Origin of the sequence: Paenibacillus solanacearum (assembly GCF_910593845.1) — a bacterium.
GTDB classification, from domain to species: Bacteria; Bacillota; Bacilli; order Paenibacillales; family NBRC-103111; genus Paenibacillus_G; species Paenibacillus_G solanacearum.
On record NZ_CAJVAS010000018.1, the window covers coordinates 43,072 to 59,130 of the forward strand.

The following is a 16,059-nucleotide window of genomic DNA, read 5'->3' on the forward strand; positions in this document are numbered from 1 at the left end:
ATGCGTTATTGGCGCCGATTCCAACAGATTGGCATGCAAATACATAACGTATTATATAACACGGCTTCCGCATTCGAAAAGTTACCCTCGCTTCCACCATATGAATTACAGTTACCTGCTCCAGGTATTCATTTTCTTTCTGAATTCCTTGGGAGAGCAGCCGTTATATTTCTTGAACGTTTTGTAAAAGTGCCCCATATTGAGCATGCCGATCCGCTCGCCCACCTGTTCAATGCTCAAATCCTCCGTGAGCAGCAAGCGTTCCGCCATTTTGATTTTGCAATGGTTCACATAATTCACGAAAGACATGCCGATGGCTTGCTTGAAGCATTTGGTAAAGTGATAGTAGCTCAAGTTGGCCATTTTGCTGGCTTTTTCCAGATCGGGCTTCCCTGCGATGTTTTTTTCGACGTAATCGAACACGGGCTTAAGAAGACTCATCTCTTTGCGTTCTCTGGCCGGGAGCAAGCGCAGCGTATCGTTTCGCATGAACGTAAGAAGCAGTTGACGAATATGCATGCTGATTGCGATTTCATAGCCGTTCTTTTTGCCCCTCGCTTCCTGATAAATCGACTGAATGGTCGTAGCCACGGTTTGTTTGACTTCGCCGTTTTCCGAAAACATATAATTCAGCTTACTGAGCGGCGAGCTCATGCTCATGAAAATTTTCAAATAAGGAAGCATGGTCGGGTCGGTATATTGCTGAAGATCGAACTGAAATACGATATATTTCACCGAATGCGCTCTGTCGCGATGCAGCTGGTTGGGGCCGATGAGCACGACATCCCCTTTGCCAAGCGGAAACATGTCTTGTTCCACGTAAACGTCCAATTGTCCCTCCAAAATATAGAGCACTTCGATTTGCTTGTGATAATGCCACTTATTGCAGAAGTTGTCGGGCTTGACAAGGGTAAAAATGCGCATGGGCACGAGCGGATTCTCATACCGCAGCGATTCGTGCAGAACGTTCAACAGGATCCCCCCAGCAATAAGATCGCAATATAGCGTAGAAAATCACCCGTATCGGCAATAAAAAATCAGATTGCACTCACCTACAATAATATTGTAAACGTTCTGTTTTTGAAAAAAAAGGAACTTCTGAGGAGGAGTGCAATGTTTGCGAGATGGAAACAGAAGCTGTTGATCGTTTCCTTGCTGCTTTTGGTTTGCACGGGAGCCGTAGCCCCTTCGGTGGGAAGATCCGGACCGCCTGGAGAACAACCGCAGTTGGAGCGGAGAAACGGTCTCAACCTGGCAGCCGGGGCTTTTCATGAAACAAGAGACGTCACGGTCGAAACGATGTTTCGATTCAAGGATTCGCAGAACAACGGGAATGGACCGGCCACCTCAGGAAGCGAACTTCATAATGCGATCTATATGATGGAAATCGATGCGAACGATCCGAATATTCATTTGGAGGTCGTTACTTCTGGCCCTTCGGTCGCAAGCAAAGAGATCGTCACCCAAACAGCCGCTGCAAACGACAGAGCGGGACATCGCGTCATCGGCGCCGTTAACGGAGACTTTTTCAATGTAGCCAATGGTGTTCCTTTAGGATTGCAAATTACCGATGGCGAAGTCATCACCTCGACGAACGGCAAGACGCAAACCTTCCTTGCCATCATGCCGGACGGATCGTTTCGTATCGGGAAAGCCGTTACGATTCAGCCGGCGCTGCGCTTGACCAGCGGCTTACGGCTGGATTTTAACGGTGTGAACAAGGTGCGGAACAAAAATTTGACGAACCATGCTTTTTTGATGACGGACCGGTTCGGAACATCGACCTTATCGGAAGGGACGGGCGGAACCGAGATCGTCATTGCGCCGGTGGAACCGGGCGTGAAGCTGAGGCCAGGGCAACCGGTAACGGGGGTAGTGGAACAGGTGTATATGGCGGCCAACAACAGCATTCCAACCGGCAAATTCGTGATCACGGCCAGCGGAAGCAAGGCGGACTGGCTTAAGCAGCATGCAACCGTCGGGACGTCGTTGTCTTTTCAAGTCGATTATGATCAGGGAATCAGCAGTGCGCTTTATGTGATCGGCGGGGCTAACCACCGGTTTGCCGACGTTTTGTTGGATAATGGAGAAATACCCGTGGATGTAAAGGACTTGCTCGTTGCAGATAATTTGGAGCATCATCCAAGGACGATCGTCGCTTCCAAAGGCAGCAAGCTGTACCTTATTGTCGTAGACGGACGTCAGGCAGGGTATTCCGATGGAATGTCCGTGCTGGAAGCAGCCGCATACCTGCAATCGCTCGGCATGGAGCACGCGATCAATCTGGATGGCGGGGGCTCTTCCACGTATGCCGTGCGCCAGCCCGGAGACACGGAACTGAGGGTGCTGAACCGGCCGTCGGACGGAGAACTGCGGCCCGTTGCCAATGCGCTGCTCGTCGTCTCCGGAGAGCCTGAGAATAAAGCGGACGGGGTTGATAATAATCGATGACGCATACACGGTCCAAGTCTTTGTTGGTCATGGCGGCGGCTTCCTTGCTGACGTTGGTTGCGGCATGCGGCGGCTCCGGGAATGGCGTGACGAACGGTCCGTCCTCGCAGAATGAGAATGCAGCGGCGGCCGTCGATGGGCCGGTTAACGATGGCAAACCGATCACGATTCAAGTGTTCCAATCCAGCGCTGGCATTACGGATAGCGAATTTGAAGAGCTGTTCGTGAAACCGGTCAAGAGCAAGTTTCCGAATGTGACGCTGCAGATGGTGCGCGAAAGCGGAAAGTCGATCCCCAATTTGATCACCGCGGGGGAGTTTCCGGATATTATTTTCACCCCTACATTAAATATCCTCAAGTTTGTAGACGCCCAATTGACGCTTGATCATAGCGAGATAGCGAAGAAATACAAGGTAGACCTGGGGCAATTCGATAAAAATGCCATCGATGTCGTCAAGCTTTATTCCGATAAAGGCGAGCTGCTCGCGCTTCCGTTTCGAATTAATTTCTCCGTACTTTATTATAACAAAAGCATATTCGACAAAGCGGCCATCCCGTATCCGAAGGACGGTATTACATGGGAAGAAGTCATTGAGCTTGGCAGGCGGATCGCCAAGAGCAGCCCGGATATCGTTGCGGTCGATCCGAACTCGATGCGTTTAACCGCTCAAAATCTGTTAGTTCCTTTTGTTGATCCGAAAACGGAAAAGGCGGATTTGAACAGCGAGAAATGGAAGTATGTTTTTGATTTATACAAATCGATTCTGGAAATTCCCGATAACAAAAGCGCCAAAAGAGGCGTAGCCGGCTTCGAAAAAGACCAGACCGTCGCCATGTACACTTCGTCGGGGGGACGGCTGGAGGAGATTGAAAGCTTGGCCAAACAGGGCGTTGCGCTCGATTGGGATATGGTTACGTACCCCGTGCCGAAAAATGCCGCCGCCAAAGATATCGTAACGATGGCGCACGTGCTGGCGGTTTCTTCCACCGCGAAGAACAAGGACGATGCTTTCAAAATCGTCTCCTATTTGGCCACCGACCGTGACGTGCAGACGAAGCTGGCGAAGGGAGGTTTCATATCCGCGTTAAAGGATGACAGCCTGAAGAAACATTTCGGAGAAAATTTCAAGACGCTGCAGGGAAAAAACATTCAGGCTGTGTTTAAAAGCCAATACGGTACGATGGCTAAGCCGACCCGATATGACGATGTGGTGGTCAAAGCGATAGACAATGCGGAGAAAACGATGCGGGCAAACGTCGGGAAGGATGTCAATTCGATCATTCGCGGCGCGCAGGAGGAAGCGCAGCGGCTCATCGAGGCGGAGAAGGCGGCTAAAAAATAAAGGGCCCGAGCACCGTGACCTGGAGGAAGAAACGTTGAAAAAACCGAACATTATGCTCATTATGACGGATCAGCAGCGCTTTGATACGCTCGGCTGTTACGGCAACCGCGTGATCGAAACGCCGAATTTGGACTGGCTTGCTTCCGAAGGCACTGTATTTTCGAACGCCTATTCATGTACGCCATCCTGCGTTCCGGCTCGGACTACGCTGAACACCGGTATGGATCCATGGAACACCGGCGTCTTAGGTACGGGGCGAGGGCAAGGGAAAATGGGCCGTGGCTTCAAGCATACGCTGGCCGGCGAGCTTGCGAAGCATGGCTACCATACGCAGGGGATCGGAAAAATGAATTTTTCCCCGCAGCGGGCACTCAACGGGTTCCATCATACGATCCTCGACGAATCGGATCGCGTGGAAACGCCTGGTTTCGTGTCGGACTATAACGCATGGTTCGAGCGCAATAAAACGGGCGACTATGGCAGGACGGATCACGGGCTCGACTGGAACTCCTGGATGTCCCGTCCGTTTCATGCGCCTGAATATTTGCATCCTATCAACTGGACGATCAATGAATCGATGCGTTTTCTCGAAAGAAGAGATCCGGATGTTCCGTTTTTCTTGAAAGTATCTTTTTCCCGGCCGCATTCCCCGTACGATCCGGCGCAGTTTTACTTTGATTTGTACCGGAACAAAGAGCTCCCTGAACCCGTTGTGGGTGGATGGGCGCATAAGAACGACGTGCCGGATGACGCAGCAAAGCCCGATGCGTGGCGAGGCAAACGCAGCGCCGACGAGATTCGCCGGGCAAGAGCGGGGTATTATGGATTAATTCATCAGATCGATCAGCAACTCGGCCGTTTGTTTATGCTGTTAAAGAAGCAGGGGGCGTGGGACAATACGCTGATTATATTCACTTCGGATCATGGAGACATGCTCGGAGACCATCATTTATGGCGTAAAACCTATGCCTACGAAGGTTCGGCGCATATCCCCTTCATCGTACGATTGCCCAAGGCGTTGAGAGCTCCCGCCGTCAAGAGGGCTCCCGGTCCGGTATGCCTGCAGGACGTCATGCCGACGATGCTGGAGACAGCCGGGATCGCGATTCCGGACACGGTGGACGGCCGGAGCGTTCTGCCGCTTATCCGCGGCGAATCTGTTGGATGGCGCGCCTTTGTGCACGGCGAGCATAGTACCTGCTACTCGGAGGAGCAGGAGATGCAGTATTTGACGGACGGCGGTTGGAAATATATCTGGTTTCCGAGAATCGACCGGGAGCAGCTGTTCGATCTGACTGCCGATCCGATGGAATGCCTGGACCTCTCGGAAGATCCCGCTTACCGAAGCGATTTGCTCCTGTGGCGTGAGCGGCTGGTTCAGGAGCTCGAGCCGAGAAAGCTCGGTCTGACCGATGGAGGACGTTTGGTAGGACAGGCTGGAAAGCCGTTCATCGTCTCCCCCCATTACGGCGTACGTATGGAGAACTGGAAACAAATGCTCCAATAGTTGAGGCGTGGCCGTAGAAGACAAGGCATAGAGCTGTCGGAACGTATGCGGCTTCGCGCAATGGCGGAATGCCGTACATCATCCTCTGTATAAAATTCGGATATTTCAAACCATAATATAACAGCTTGCTTGATTCCGACATACAGAGGAGCAGATGAATATGAACAACAAATGGTTGCTGGCGCTGCCGTTATCGTTGGCGCTTGTCTTTAGTATGACACCGGCTGCAGGATCCGTGCAAGCGAAGGCGGGCGAGGAGAAAGGAGCGGCGGTTTGCTTAAGTCCTCAAATGGTCCAACTGAAAGGCGATATGCAGAAGGCTTGGATCGATCATACGATTTGGACGCGAAGCTATATCGTCAGCGCTTTATCTAATCGCCCGGACCAGAAGGCCGTACTGGACCGGCTTTTGCAGAACCAGCAGGATATCGGCAATGTGATCAAGCCTTATTATGGGGAAGCTGCCGGCAATCAGCTGGCCAAACTGCTGAAAGAGCATATTTTGATCGCGGGAAAAATTGTAGCCGCGGCGAAAGCGGGCAATCAGGCGGATGTGAAAAGGTTAGAAGCGGAGTGGCACAGAAATGCCGACGATCGCCAAATTTTTAAGCGCAGCGAATCCGAATTGGCCGTTTAAAACGCTGCAAGATATGCTGTATACGCACCTTCAGTTGATTACGGAAATCGTCCTTGACTGCATCAAAGGGGATTGGGCAGCGGATATTGCGGCAACCGACAAAAACGAGATCCATATGATTCATATGGCGGACATCTTGACGGAAGGCATTGTCAAACAGTTTCCCGAAAAATTTTGAGTCCCTCTGACAGACGGTGCAAAGCGGAATAGCTTCCCATCATCGTCCGAAAGAGGGTCGCGGTCGATGGATGCCGGTAACGTGTTGAATCGAAAAGTAACGGTAGAGCCGCAGGGCATGCGGCTTTTTCTTTTGGGCAAGCCCGCCTAAAATTGTCTTTTATATGAATCTTTCTCCACCGGCCGCCGCCCTGTGACCGAAGTCATGGTGATGACATGCAAAGAGACGTATAATAGGAAGCGGGACTTTCGATATTACACGCAAGGCGGGTGGATCGACTTTGAAAACTGTAGTCATTATCGGCGGCGGGATCACCGGACTATCGGCCGCTTATTTTTTGGAAAAGACGTTGAAATCTCGGTCGTCGCAGGCCAACATTGTGCTGGTGGAAGCCAGCGATGCGCTGGGCGGCAAAATCCGAACCGTTCACGACGGCGAATTCATTATGGAGACAGGAGCGGACTCGATTGTCGCGCGCAAGACGAATGTCGCTCCGTTGCTGGAGGAGCTCGGTCTGCAGGACGACGTGGTGTACAACGCCACGGGCATCTCCTATATATATGCGGACGGCGAGCTGAAGCAGATTCCGAAGGACGCGGTGTTCGGCATTCCGCTCAGCATGGAGTCGCTAGCTACGACGACGCTCGTATCGGCGCAGGGCAAGGTGGATGCGCTCAAAGATTTCTATACCCCGAACGAAACGTTTACGAAGGAAAGCTCCGTTGGGGCGTTTCTCGAACATTTTCTCGGCAAGGAGCTGGTGGAAAAGCAAATTTCGCCGGTCTTGTCGGGCGTATACTCCGGTCGGCTGGAGGACTTGACGATCGCGTCCACGCTGCCGTACTTGCTCGAATATAAAAATAAATACGGCAGCATCATTCAAGGGCTGGCCGAGAACAAGCAGCGGTTTCAGGGGAACGGGGACAGGAAGTTTTTGTCGTTCAAGCAAGGCGTCTCTTCTCTGGTCGACCGCATGGAAGAGCGGCTGACGATGACGCGCATTTACAAAGGCGTACGAGCCGAGGAGGTCGGGAAGCTTCCGGAGCGTTATGTCGTTTCGCTGTCCAACAACGAGCAGGTGGAGGCGGATTTCATCGTACTGAGTACGCTGCACCCGGCAGCGCAGCGTCTGCTTGGCGACGAGCGGCTGGATGAAGATTTCGACCGGTTGAAGAACAGCTCGCTTATTAGCGCGTACCTGGGGTTCGACCTTCAGGACAGCGAGCTGCCCAAGAACGGAACAGGCTTCATCGTCGCGGAAGGCAGCGACCTGAAGTGCAACGCCTGTACGTGGACGAGCCGCAAATGGGAGCATACGTCGGAGAAGAACCGGCTGCTGGTCCGTTTATTTTACAAGAGCACCGGCCGGGATTACGATACGCTTCAACAGATGACCGAGGCGCAGCTACTGGAGGTCGCGCGGAAAGATATCGAAGACAGCCTGGGCATTACCGGCGTTCCGGTATCGTTCGAAGTCACCAAATGGCATGAGACGATGCCCAATTACCATTTGCAGCACCCGCAAGCGGTACAATCGCTCGAGGACAAACTGGCCGAGTACTACCCTAACGTGATCTTGGCCGGCTGCTCCTATTATGGCGTCGGCATCCCGGATTGCATCCTGAACGGCGAGCGGACCGCGCAGCAGATTGTGGATCGATTGTAGACTACCGGAAGCTTCGCGATATTCACTGTGATGATGAAGACATAGATCGGGCAGATCTTTCTTACGGCTAAATCCCGACATTGCATATGATATAATGTAAGCATGATCGTACCGATGGAAGGGTGGGAGCGACATGAAGCTAATTCAGGATGTTCATAAACTAATAAAGCTAACGGGTGAACGGGCTAAGCTGGATGCCAAGGCAAACGGCACTTACATCGTTTATAAAACGGAGAAAGGCCAGATCGTCAAGGAATATGCCAATGGGCAGGTTGAGCTCATTTGAATCTTATTGATCATTTAATCGTCGTTGACAATAGTGATATGACCGGTGAAATTGTCTTCGAAGCAGAGCAGGGTATCCTGAAATATCAAGCAGACGCACTTCCCCAGTGGGTTTTAGGTATCGCACGGAATTTTGAATCAAGATGATTAGGTGTATGACGATGCCTGTTCACAAAATAAAATCCCGAGCCGCCCTAAACGGAGGCTCGGGATCTATTTTTTTCACGTGTTACAAGGTGATGGCTGTCTCCAGTGCGACTTCCATCATTTCGCGGAACGACGTTTGTCTTTCTTCCGACGTCGTTTCTTCCCCGGTCAGCAGATGATCGCTCACCGTCAGGATCGTCAGCGCGTTGACGCCGTACTTGGCGGCGACGGTGTACAGCGCGGTAGTTTCCATCTCGACGCCCAGGACGCCGTGAGCCATCAGTCTTTCGACGACCGTCTTGTCATCGCGGTAAAAGGAGTCGGAGCTGAAGATGTTCCCGACATGCGGCTTGATGCCTTTGGCCATCGCCTGCTCATATGCCGTCTTCAGCAAAGCGAAGCTGGCGATCGGAGCGAAGTCAAAGCCGGGGAACACAAGCCGGTTGATGTTCGAATCCGTGCAGGCGGCCTGCGCGAGAATCAGCTCCCGCACGCGGACATGCTCCTGCATCGCGCCGCACGTGCCGACGCGGATCAAGTTCTTCACGCCGTACTCCCGGATCAGCTCATTAGCATAAATGCTGAACGAAGGGATGCCCATGCCTGATCCTTGCACGGACAGGCGCTGTCCGCGGTACGTTCCGGTATAACCGAGCATGCCCCGCACTTCGTTATAGCAGACGACATTTTCCAAATACGTCTCCGCAATAAATTTGGCCCGAAGCGGGTCACCCGGCATCAGTATCGTTCCTGCAATATCTCCTGGTTTGGCTGCGATATGTACGCTCATGATCGTATTCCTCCTGCGATGGTCTTTCTATATTCCATTAGTATAATGCAGTTGCCTTGAATGTACACATGAAATGTGAATAACGTTTACGTTACGATTTGCCGAGAAAGAAGGACAATATTCCCGCCGCGATGAGCGGGCCGACCGGAACGCCACGGAAGAAAGCGACCCCGATAATCGTACCCAGCATTAATCCGGTAACGACGGCAGGCTGATTCGTCATTAAAGCGGCGCCGCGGCCGCCCATATAGGCGACCAGCACGCCGACGGCGATCGCCAGCAGCGACTTCCAATGGAGGAACGATTGGTAGATGGTCTGAAATTCGATCTTGCCGCTGGCGATCGGCGCCAGAATGCCGATGGTCAGTACAATGATTCCGACCGTGAGACCGTATTTCTCGATCCACGGAAACGCTTGATGCAGATGAACGACGCGGAGCAGCAGCAGCGCGACGACGGCAATCGTAATGGAGGAGTTGCTGCTGAGAATTCCGAGCGCCGCCAAAATCAACAGAACAATCGAAGGCATATCGATTTGTGGCATAGTCAGAAGCTCCTTTGATAGGGAATGGAATTTCGTAACGCCGGGCTTGCGCTATACGGACGGCAAATGAAGCTCTTCTCTGGCCTTCGCTTCGCTTTTTTCCGGCCAGTGCACGCCCTGCTCCCATGCCAGAACGAAAGATTCGTATCTGCGCTCTGCCGGAACGGCGTCCAACGGGCCGAAATACCGCTCGATCGCGAGCAGCTGCGATGCGTGCGCCCGCAGCGCTTCCGCCTTCATCTGCCACTGCGGCTCCGTATCGATCGTGAGTGCCGGTCGGCGCCCTTGCTGCCGCAATTCGTCCGACATGACATAGTACAGCCGCTCCACGGCCGGACATTGGCCGTTCAGCACCGCTTTCGTCGCGAGCCGGGAGATCGCCATATGATCGGGGTGGCGGTTGCCGCCGTCTTCGGGAAAGGTGAACACCGCCTTGGACCGGTGCCGGTTAATAAATGCCGCGACCCGTTCCACGGCCTCGCGCTCCTCCGCGGCGGCGAGCCGGCCGTCGGGATAACCGAGGTGAACGACCTCCGAGAGGCCGAGGACGGCCGCCGCGCGGTTCATTTCGCGCTCGCGCAGCGCTCCGAGCTGCTCGCCGGTCAGATGGCCGAAGGCGCCGTTCTTCTTCCCGGCATCGCCCCGGGTGGCGAGCAGCAGGGCCGGCGGGTGGCCCGCATCGGCAAGCTGCCGAATAAGACAGGCGCTCAGAAATGTTTCATCATCGGGGTGCGCGTAAATCAAGCTGACGCTGGACATCGTTTGCTCCGTCCCTTCCACGTGGATTCCTGATTTATTATAGCCGAAGAACGGGACGTTTTACCAAACCTTGGGCCAAATGCAGAGGCCCCATGCCGCCGCCGAAGAGCGGGACCGCTCCGGCTTTCGCCCGATTTCCGAGTGCGCTATACTTAGCGGTAGAGGAGGGCCGCTATCATTTATGGATACGATTACACATACGTTATTTGGACTTACTTTATACGGCGCGGTGGATAAAAGCGGCATGTCGAAGCACGAGAAGCAGGCACTGCTCTTCACGACGGTCGCCGGCTCGCAAATTCCCGATATCGACGTCATTTCCGCCTGGTGGGATTCGGCCGGCCGTTACCAGATGTGGCATCGCGGCCTGACGCATTCCATCTGGCTCGTGCCGGTCTGGGCGGCGCTGCTGGCCGGTCTGGCGCGCCTGCTGTGGCGCACCAAGGGCTGGAGTTTGTTCTTCATCGCACTGCTCGCCGTGTTCATTCACGATACGAGCGATCTGTTCAATGCCTGGGGGACCGGGTACTTCGAGCCTTTCTCGCCGATGCGCATCACGTTCGGCACGGTGCCGATCGTCGATCTCGTCTTCTGGGCGGTCATGCTCCTCGGCTTTGTCACCGTCCGGTGGGGCGGGCGGTTGAAGCGCATCCCGTCTCACCGCCTATACCGCTTGGTGTGGATGGTGATGGCGCTTCATGTGCTGATCCAATCCGTTCAAGGCTATACATTGTATCGCCAGGCTGCGCCGCTATATGACGAAGTCGCCTTGTCGGCGGACTTTGTTCCCGGCGTGTTTACCGTGATCGGGAAGAAGGGCGATAAGGTCGATCTGTCCAGAGGGACCGTATGGACAGGACTGCGGCAGCAAATGCAGCTCGTATCGAGAGAGGATACGAATCTGGATCGGCTGTTCGAGCAAAATCCGAAGGCGAAGACACTGTACGAATGGTCTCCTTTTGTCGTGATCGTCGATGACGAGAAGCGGATCGGGCTGTATGACCCGCGCTTTTACCGCAACGGGCAATCGTTCTTGTTCGAGTTTATCGAGAAGTAGGCAGTGAAAATGAGCGCGGCGCATAATTGTATTGACGGAGGTGAGGGTCATCGAACGGGAGCATGCGGTTGAACGAATCAGTAATGCGGTTGTGGAAGTAAAGACGGCACACGCGTATGGAACCTTCCGAAGCAGGAGGCCGTGTCGTTGCTATCCGCCGTACCTGCGGTCGCAGAAGAAATCACTTCCTTCCATACGGCGGTTCAATCGTATTACCCGCAGCAGGACTGCGTGGAGAAGGCGCTGCAGGTTATTCATGACGGCATGGCGTTTCTTGACGCAGCCAAACGCTGCTGGGAATCGATCCGCTGATCAAGGAACAAATTCGCCGATCGAATCTTTGCCAAGCCAACGAATCTCATTCGCCCGGCACCCTCGTTAGAGGGTGCTTTTCATATGCTTATACCAACTGAATGGCTACGCCTTTGGAGGCGAGCTGATCAATATCTTCCTGCGGAGCCTGCCGATCCGTAATCATCATGTCAAAATGCTCGACCGGGCAAACGAATGCCGGATGCACCTTGCCGAATTTGCTGTGGTCCGCGACCAGAATCGACTTGGCGGCATGGCGCATCATCACATTTTTGACCTCGGCGGATGTCAGCGACGGCGCGGTAATGCCGCTCTTGATATGAATCCCCGATGTACCGAGGAAGCAAAGGTTCGCGCGGAAGTAAGAAATCATTTTTTCCGCGAGCGGTCCGATAATGCTGACCCTTGGGTTGACATCGCTCATGATGCCGCCGCAGACAAAGATGGAAATATCTTTTCGTTGGCTGAATATATGGGCAAGCTCAATGCTGGTAGTCACGATCGTGATATTGGAGAAAAGCGCGAGCTTGCTCGCAATTTCCAAATTGGTCGTGCCGCCGTCCATAAAAATGGTATCCCCTTCATTGACCAAATCGACCGCGGCTTTAGCAATACGCTGCTTTTCGTCCAGTAAGCGAACAGGGGGGAGCGCCATTTTTTGGTTTTTCGAAATGATGGCGCCGCCGTTAACCCGCTGGATTTGAGCGATCTCTTCCAAGAAGGCCAGGTCACGACGGACAGTGGCGGGAGACACGTTGAGGCTTTGACACAGCTGGTCTATATTCATGAATTGATTGGTTTTGATCAGTTCCATGATAGCGGCAAGACGCATTTCCTTCTTTTTCATTCGTGTCATTCCTTATATTTTCATTATTAAAAGTATACAAAGATCGTCATGGCCTTGTAAAGACAAGACGGATTATGCGGTTTTTAACTCCCTGAAATGATTAATGTTGATCATTTCATTTTGTTAATTTGATAAAACAATGGTTTTATGCTGCTATTTTGCGAAAAACGGATTGATGATAATCAAATTATGATTTAATATAGGGGTATCGAAGGAGATTTCGTGAAAAAATGATTAATAATAGTCATTTTGGATGATGGGGAAGGAGGTTTGCTGCGAAAGGGGCAGGGGAGAGCAAACGCTCGTTAATGATGTGCCGGTCTGGATGAGGCAGCATCGTTCTGCCTGATCGCGCTTCGGCGAGACAAATCGATAAATCAATTTCAGGAGGAATCAGCGATTGCGACTGTACATTATTCGTCATGCAGACCCGGACTACGCTAACAACACGATCACCCCAGCCGGGCATTTGGAAGCGCGAGCTTTGGCTGACAGGATGCAGAAGGAGAACATCGATGTTATTTACAGCTCACCTATGGGGCGGGCGCTTCACACCATGCAGTATACCGCGGAGCGCACCGGTCTGGAACCAACCGTTCAGCCGTGGCTGGCCGAATTGGCCGGCTGGAAGGTGCCCGATGTGTCAGGCAAGCATGCGGTGGCATGGAATGTAGACGGCGAACGGATTCGAGGACATAAGCCGTTTCCTTCAAGCGAGAACTGGCACAGCCACCCGATGTATGATCAGACGGATTTGGCGCACAGATTTTCGCAGCTGAAACAAGATTCCGATCTGTTCCTCAAGGAGCTCGGGTACGAAAGAAACGATGGAGTATATGAGATGTTCCGGCCGAATGAACGGAAGATCGCTGTGTTTTGTCACATGGGCTTCGGCCTGGCATGGATAGCGCATTTGCTCGAGCTGCCGCTTTCCTTTGTGTGGAGCGGATTTTGGCTGGCTCCAAGCTCGGTAACGACCATTGTATTCGATCAAAGAACGGCGACGCGGGCCGTACCCCGTTGTTTGGGGATGGGCGATGTTTCGCATCTTTACCAAGCCGGACTTCCCGTTCAGCCCAGCGGCATCATCGCCAATTTTTATTGAGCGAGCGCATGCATAATATTCGGCGGTGTTGATTGCCGCAAACCATACGATCATAAGGAGGGTGTCGATGCGGCCCAAAGCCAACGCTAAATGGTACTTCATCGCAGCCTTGCTGGTTGTTCTTGCTGCCATGGCCAGTCTTGCCGTAATGGTATGGTTCCCGAACGGCAAATCGGACGAACCAGTCCTGATCAGCTTGAACAAACCGGTAACCGCCATGTCTTCGGAAAAGGCTCACGAGCCTGTTTTCGCCATCGACGGGGATGCGGCCAGCTACTGGGCTTCCTCCCTCGGCACCGCCGGCATGACCTGGATGCAGGTCGATTTGGAAAGCATCCATAAGATCGACCAAATTCATCTACGCAACTGGGTCGATGGGAAACGGTTTTATCACTATTATATTACCGGGAGTATAGACGAAGCGAACTGGTTCCCTATCGCCGTGAAATCGGATGATCGCCCTGCTGCCGACGAGGGGGATCGATTCCAGGTTAAGGCAGTCGCCCGGTACGTCCGCGTCTATGTCACGCATCATTCCGCGAACAACAGCGCCCACATCAGCGACTTCAAAGTATATGGCCATCCTCTCGCAGCGAAAGCCGCCAATGACGCGCATCTCTTGGACATCGAACAGAGTGCGGTCGATCGGGAAACGTATTCTGCCGGTCAGCCGGTCAGTTTGACGTACAGCTTGCGAAATCCTTCCAAAGACAACAAGGTAACGCTATCTGCACTTCATGTGAAAATATTTAAGCTCAGCAATCCGTATGTGCTGCTAGAAATTCCGGTACAGTCCGGATTGACTGTTCTGCCGGGCCAATCGGTCAAGCGAACAGTCCCATCGCTCTGGACCATTCCGAATGATATGCCTGCCGGCTCCTATGGGGTCTACTTCCAATTTCAATATGACAGCGGTTACATCGATGAACGCTATGCCGACTTTATTCGCGTCGTTTCGGGTTCGGAGCGCACGGTCTACCAGATCGACAAGCATAACTACAAGGGGATCGACGTGTACACGCTCGACGGCGGAATGAGCGCGGAATATGCAGTTCAGAAATCGGCGGAGATGCTGGGGGCCACCGTTTCGCATACATGGTATGTGTCGCCCAAGGGAGGAACGTTCCCGGTTTACGGAACGAGGTCTTTTTTACAGCGATCGATCCAGCAGACGGTCGATTTCTACAATAAAGAATTCGGCAAGGAGACGCCATTCGATACCGTCATCATTTCTACCGGAGTGATGCCCGTATCTTATATATCCCGAACGATGAAAGCGCCGGTGCTGCCGCTGCAGTATCTCGTCAGTCTCGATACGATCAAGGAGCTGCGTTCGATTTTGCAGTACGCCAACGCCAACGGAATTCCAAGCTTCGCCTCCATCGGTTACGCGCGTTCGATGCCGATGACCGCAGTGGCGTGGATGAAGCTGCTCGGGCTGCCCGAGGAATATAAACAATTCCTGAATCAGCATCAGGTGAAGCATGTGGTTCTGATGGGCGCCGACGAAACGAACGGCGGGGAAGATCTGGTGCGCAAGGTCGTTGGCGAAGGCGTGAACCCGGTCGGTACAGACCCCGGCGATATGTACGTTGTATATAAGCAGCGGGCCACGGCGCAGGACGTTGCCTTGTTGAACAAAGAAATTAAAGACCTTAGCGAAGCGCCGTTGGAGAAATATTCCCGTCATTTGTCCGACTGGGAAGGCGGTGTGGTCAAGCGGCAGATTGATGGATTCAGTCGTGATTTGAAGGCGTCGACCGGGGTTCGGGAGATCGTGTTCGTCACCGGACGCACCTCGCTGGGACTATACGATTTGCCTACGTTCGCAGTCCTGGAATTTATGAAAAAAAACGAGGAGGTGTTTGCCGCGGATGGACCCGTCGTTCGCGGTGTGACGCTGAGCCCTTATTTGTTGTCGCATCCGTTCTATGAGACGAATATTCGCTATGTGCCCCTCGTTTACTATCAAGGAAATACGACGCAGAATACGATTGACCTCCGCTTGAATGAGATGGTGCGCCAGGCGGTTCGCCGTTATTTCCCGAACATTCGATTTGAGGATTTGAACATATGGATCAATGCTTCCAGGAATGCCGGCGGCAATGTAGCGGAGGAGTTCAAGAGAAGCCTCCGCGAGAAAGGGCTTCTGCATATCGAAGAACAAAATTACGGAGCAGACGAGGAGTGGAAACCGGAAGACGGCATGGAGGCTCCGACCGAGCGCATCGTGGAGCAATGGGCCGCATCGACGACGCCGGAAGCTCTGCAAGCGTGGGACCATCGCCTGACGCCGCTATCCATCGAGGATCTCAAGACGATCGCCCGCATCTATCCGAATGTTTCTGTCACCCCTGAGTAACCTGTGTTTTCCAACGATGATCGGGCTGTTTGGACATCCCGCCGCACCTTGCAAGCATAGCAGCCCTCG

15 protein-coding genes and 1 pseudogene are annotated in these 16,059 nt (G+C 53.1%); 11 read left to right on the plus strand and 5 right to left on the minus strand.

Annotated features, from left to right (window positions below; translation table 11 throughout):
• Nucleotides 1-111: 111 nt before the first annotated feature.
• A complete protein-coding gene (locus KXG62_RS19120; RefSeq protein WP_218093607.1) occupies nucleotides 112-972 on the minus strand; it encodes an AraC family transcriptional regulator in 861 nt (286 codons plus the stop codon).
• Between the two features lie 141 nt (nucleotides 973-1,113).
• Between KXG62_RS19120 and KXG62_RS19125 the strand changes: the two genes are divergently transcribed.
• The 7 genes and pseudogenes from KXG62_RS19125 to KXG62_RS19155 all read left to right on the plus strand — a co-directional run bounded on the left by KXG62_RS19125 (nucleotide 1,114) and on the right by KXG62_RS19155 (nucleotide 8,214).
• On the plus strand, nucleotides 1,114-2,451 hold the full coding sequence (locus KXG62_RS19125; RefSeq protein ID WP_218093608.1) for a phosphodiester glycosidase family protein: 1,338 nt from the start codon (nucleotides 1,114-1,116) through the stop codon (nucleotides 2,449-2,451).
• The gene (locus KXG62_RS19130; RefSeq protein ID WP_218093609.1) at nucleotides 2,448-3,794 is read left to right on the plus strand and encodes an ABC transporter substrate-binding protein; all 1,347 of its coding nucleotides are present in this window, start codon (nucleotides 2,448-2,450) and stop codon (nucleotides 3,792-3,794) included. The genes KXG62_RS19125 and KXG62_RS19130 overlap by 4 nt, the downstream gene beginning before the upstream one ends.
• Before the next feature lie 34 nt (nucleotides 3,795-3,828).
• Complete coding sequence (locus KXG62_RS19135; RefSeq protein ID WP_246627527.1) at nucleotides 3,829-5,301, plus strand: arylsulfatase; 1,473 nt, start codon at nucleotides 3,829-3,831, stop codon at nucleotides 5,299-5,301.
• Between the two features lie 160 nt (nucleotides 5,302-5,461).
• Nucleotides 5,462-6,116 (plus strand): annotated as a pseudogene (locus tag KXG62_RS19140) (glycosyltransferase).
• A gap of 280 nt (nucleotides 6,117-6,396) precedes the next feature.
• Nucleotides 6,397-7,782, plus strand: a complete 1,386-nt coding sequence (locus KXG62_RS19145) for a protoporphyrinogen oxidase (RefSeq protein ID WP_218093611.1) — start codon at nucleotides 6,397-6,399, stop codon at nucleotides 7,780-7,782.
• A gap of 133 nt (nucleotides 7,783-7,915) precedes the next feature.
• Nucleotides 7,916-8,068, plus strand: coding sequence for a hypothetical protein (locus KXG62_RS19150; RefSeq protein ID WP_218093612.1), 153 nt, complete (start codon nucleotides 7,916-7,918; stop codon nucleotides 8,066-8,068).
• Nucleotides 8,065-8,214, plus strand: a complete 150-nt coding sequence (locus tag KXG62_RS19155; RefSeq protein WP_218093613.1) for a hypothetical protein — start codon at nucleotides 8,065-8,067, stop codon at nucleotides 8,212-8,214. Before KXG62_RS19150 ends, KXG62_RS19155 begins: the two co-directional genes overlap by 4 nt.
• Nucleotides 8,215-8,296: 82 nt before the next feature.
• Here KXG62_RS19155 and deoD read toward each other — a convergent pair whose 3' ends face one another.
• The 3 genes from deoD to KXG62_RS19170 all read right to left on the minus strand — a co-directional run bounded on the left by deoD (nucleotide 8,297) and on the right by KXG62_RS19170 (nucleotide 10,328).
• Nucleotides 8,297-9,004, minus strand: coding sequence for a purine-nucleoside phosphorylase (gene deoD, locus KXG62_RS19160; protein ID WP_218093614.1), 708 nt, complete (start codon nucleotides 9,002-9,004; stop codon nucleotides 8,297-8,299).
• 91 nt (nucleotides 9,005-9,095) lie between these two features.
• On the minus strand, nucleotides 9,096-9,548 hold the full coding sequence (locus KXG62_RS19165) for a DUF441 domain-containing protein (RefSeq protein ID WP_218093615.1): 453 nt from the start codon (nucleotides 9,546-9,548) through the stop codon (nucleotides 9,096-9,098).
• Nucleotides 9,549-9,599: 51 nt separating this feature from the next.
• Complete coding sequence (locus KXG62_RS19170) at nucleotides 9,600-10,328, minus strand: PIG-L deacetylase family protein (protein ID WP_246627528.1); 729 nt, start codon at nucleotides 10,326-10,328, stop codon at nucleotides 9,600-9,602.
• A 160-nt stretch (nucleotides 10,329-10,488) separates the two neighbouring features.
• Between KXG62_RS19170 and KXG62_RS19175 the strand changes: the two genes are divergently transcribed.
• Both KXG62_RS19175 and KXG62_RS19180 read left to right on the plus strand, forming a co-directional pair.
• Nucleotides 10,489-11,364 carry a metal-dependent hydrolase gene (locus KXG62_RS19175; RefSeq protein WP_218093616.1) on the plus strand — a complete coding sequence of 292 codons (876 nt, stop codon included), beginning with the start codon at nucleotides 10,489-10,491 and terminating at the stop codon, nucleotides 11,362-11,364.
• Between the two features lie 147 nt (nucleotides 11,365-11,511).
• A complete protein-coding gene (locus KXG62_RS19180) occupies nucleotides 11,512-11,676 on the plus strand; it encodes a hypothetical protein (RefSeq protein WP_218093617.1) in 165 nt (54 codons plus the stop codon).
• Between the two features lie 88 nt (nucleotides 11,677-11,764).
• On the opposite strand, the gene KXG62_RS19185 is transcribed toward KXG62_RS19180, so the two are convergent.
• Nucleotides 11,765-12,523 (minus strand): DeoR/GlpR family DNA-binding transcription regulator, encoded by a 759-nt coding sequence (locus KXG62_RS19185; protein WP_218093618.1) that lies wholly within the window; start codon nucleotides 12,521-12,523, stop codon nucleotides 11,765-11,767.
• Between the two features lie 400 nt (nucleotides 12,524-12,923).
• On the opposite strand from KXG62_RS19185, the gene KXG62_RS19190 reads away from it, so the two are divergent.
• Together KXG62_RS19190 and KXG62_RS19195 are read left to right on the plus strand one after the other, a co-directional pair.
• The gene (locus KXG62_RS19190) at nucleotides 12,924-13,628 is read left to right on the plus strand and encodes a histidine phosphatase family protein (protein ID WP_218093619.1); all 705 of its coding nucleotides are present in this window, start codon (nucleotides 12,924-12,926) and stop codon (nucleotides 13,626-13,628) included.
• 67 nt (nucleotides 13,629-13,695) lie between these two features.
• Nucleotides 13,696-15,990, plus strand: a complete 2,295-nt coding sequence (locus KXG62_RS19195; RefSeq protein ID WP_218093620.1) for a discoidin domain-containing protein — start codon at nucleotides 13,696-13,698, stop codon at nucleotides 15,988-15,990.
• The last annotated feature ends 69 nt before the right edge of the window (nucleotides 15,991-16,059 follow it).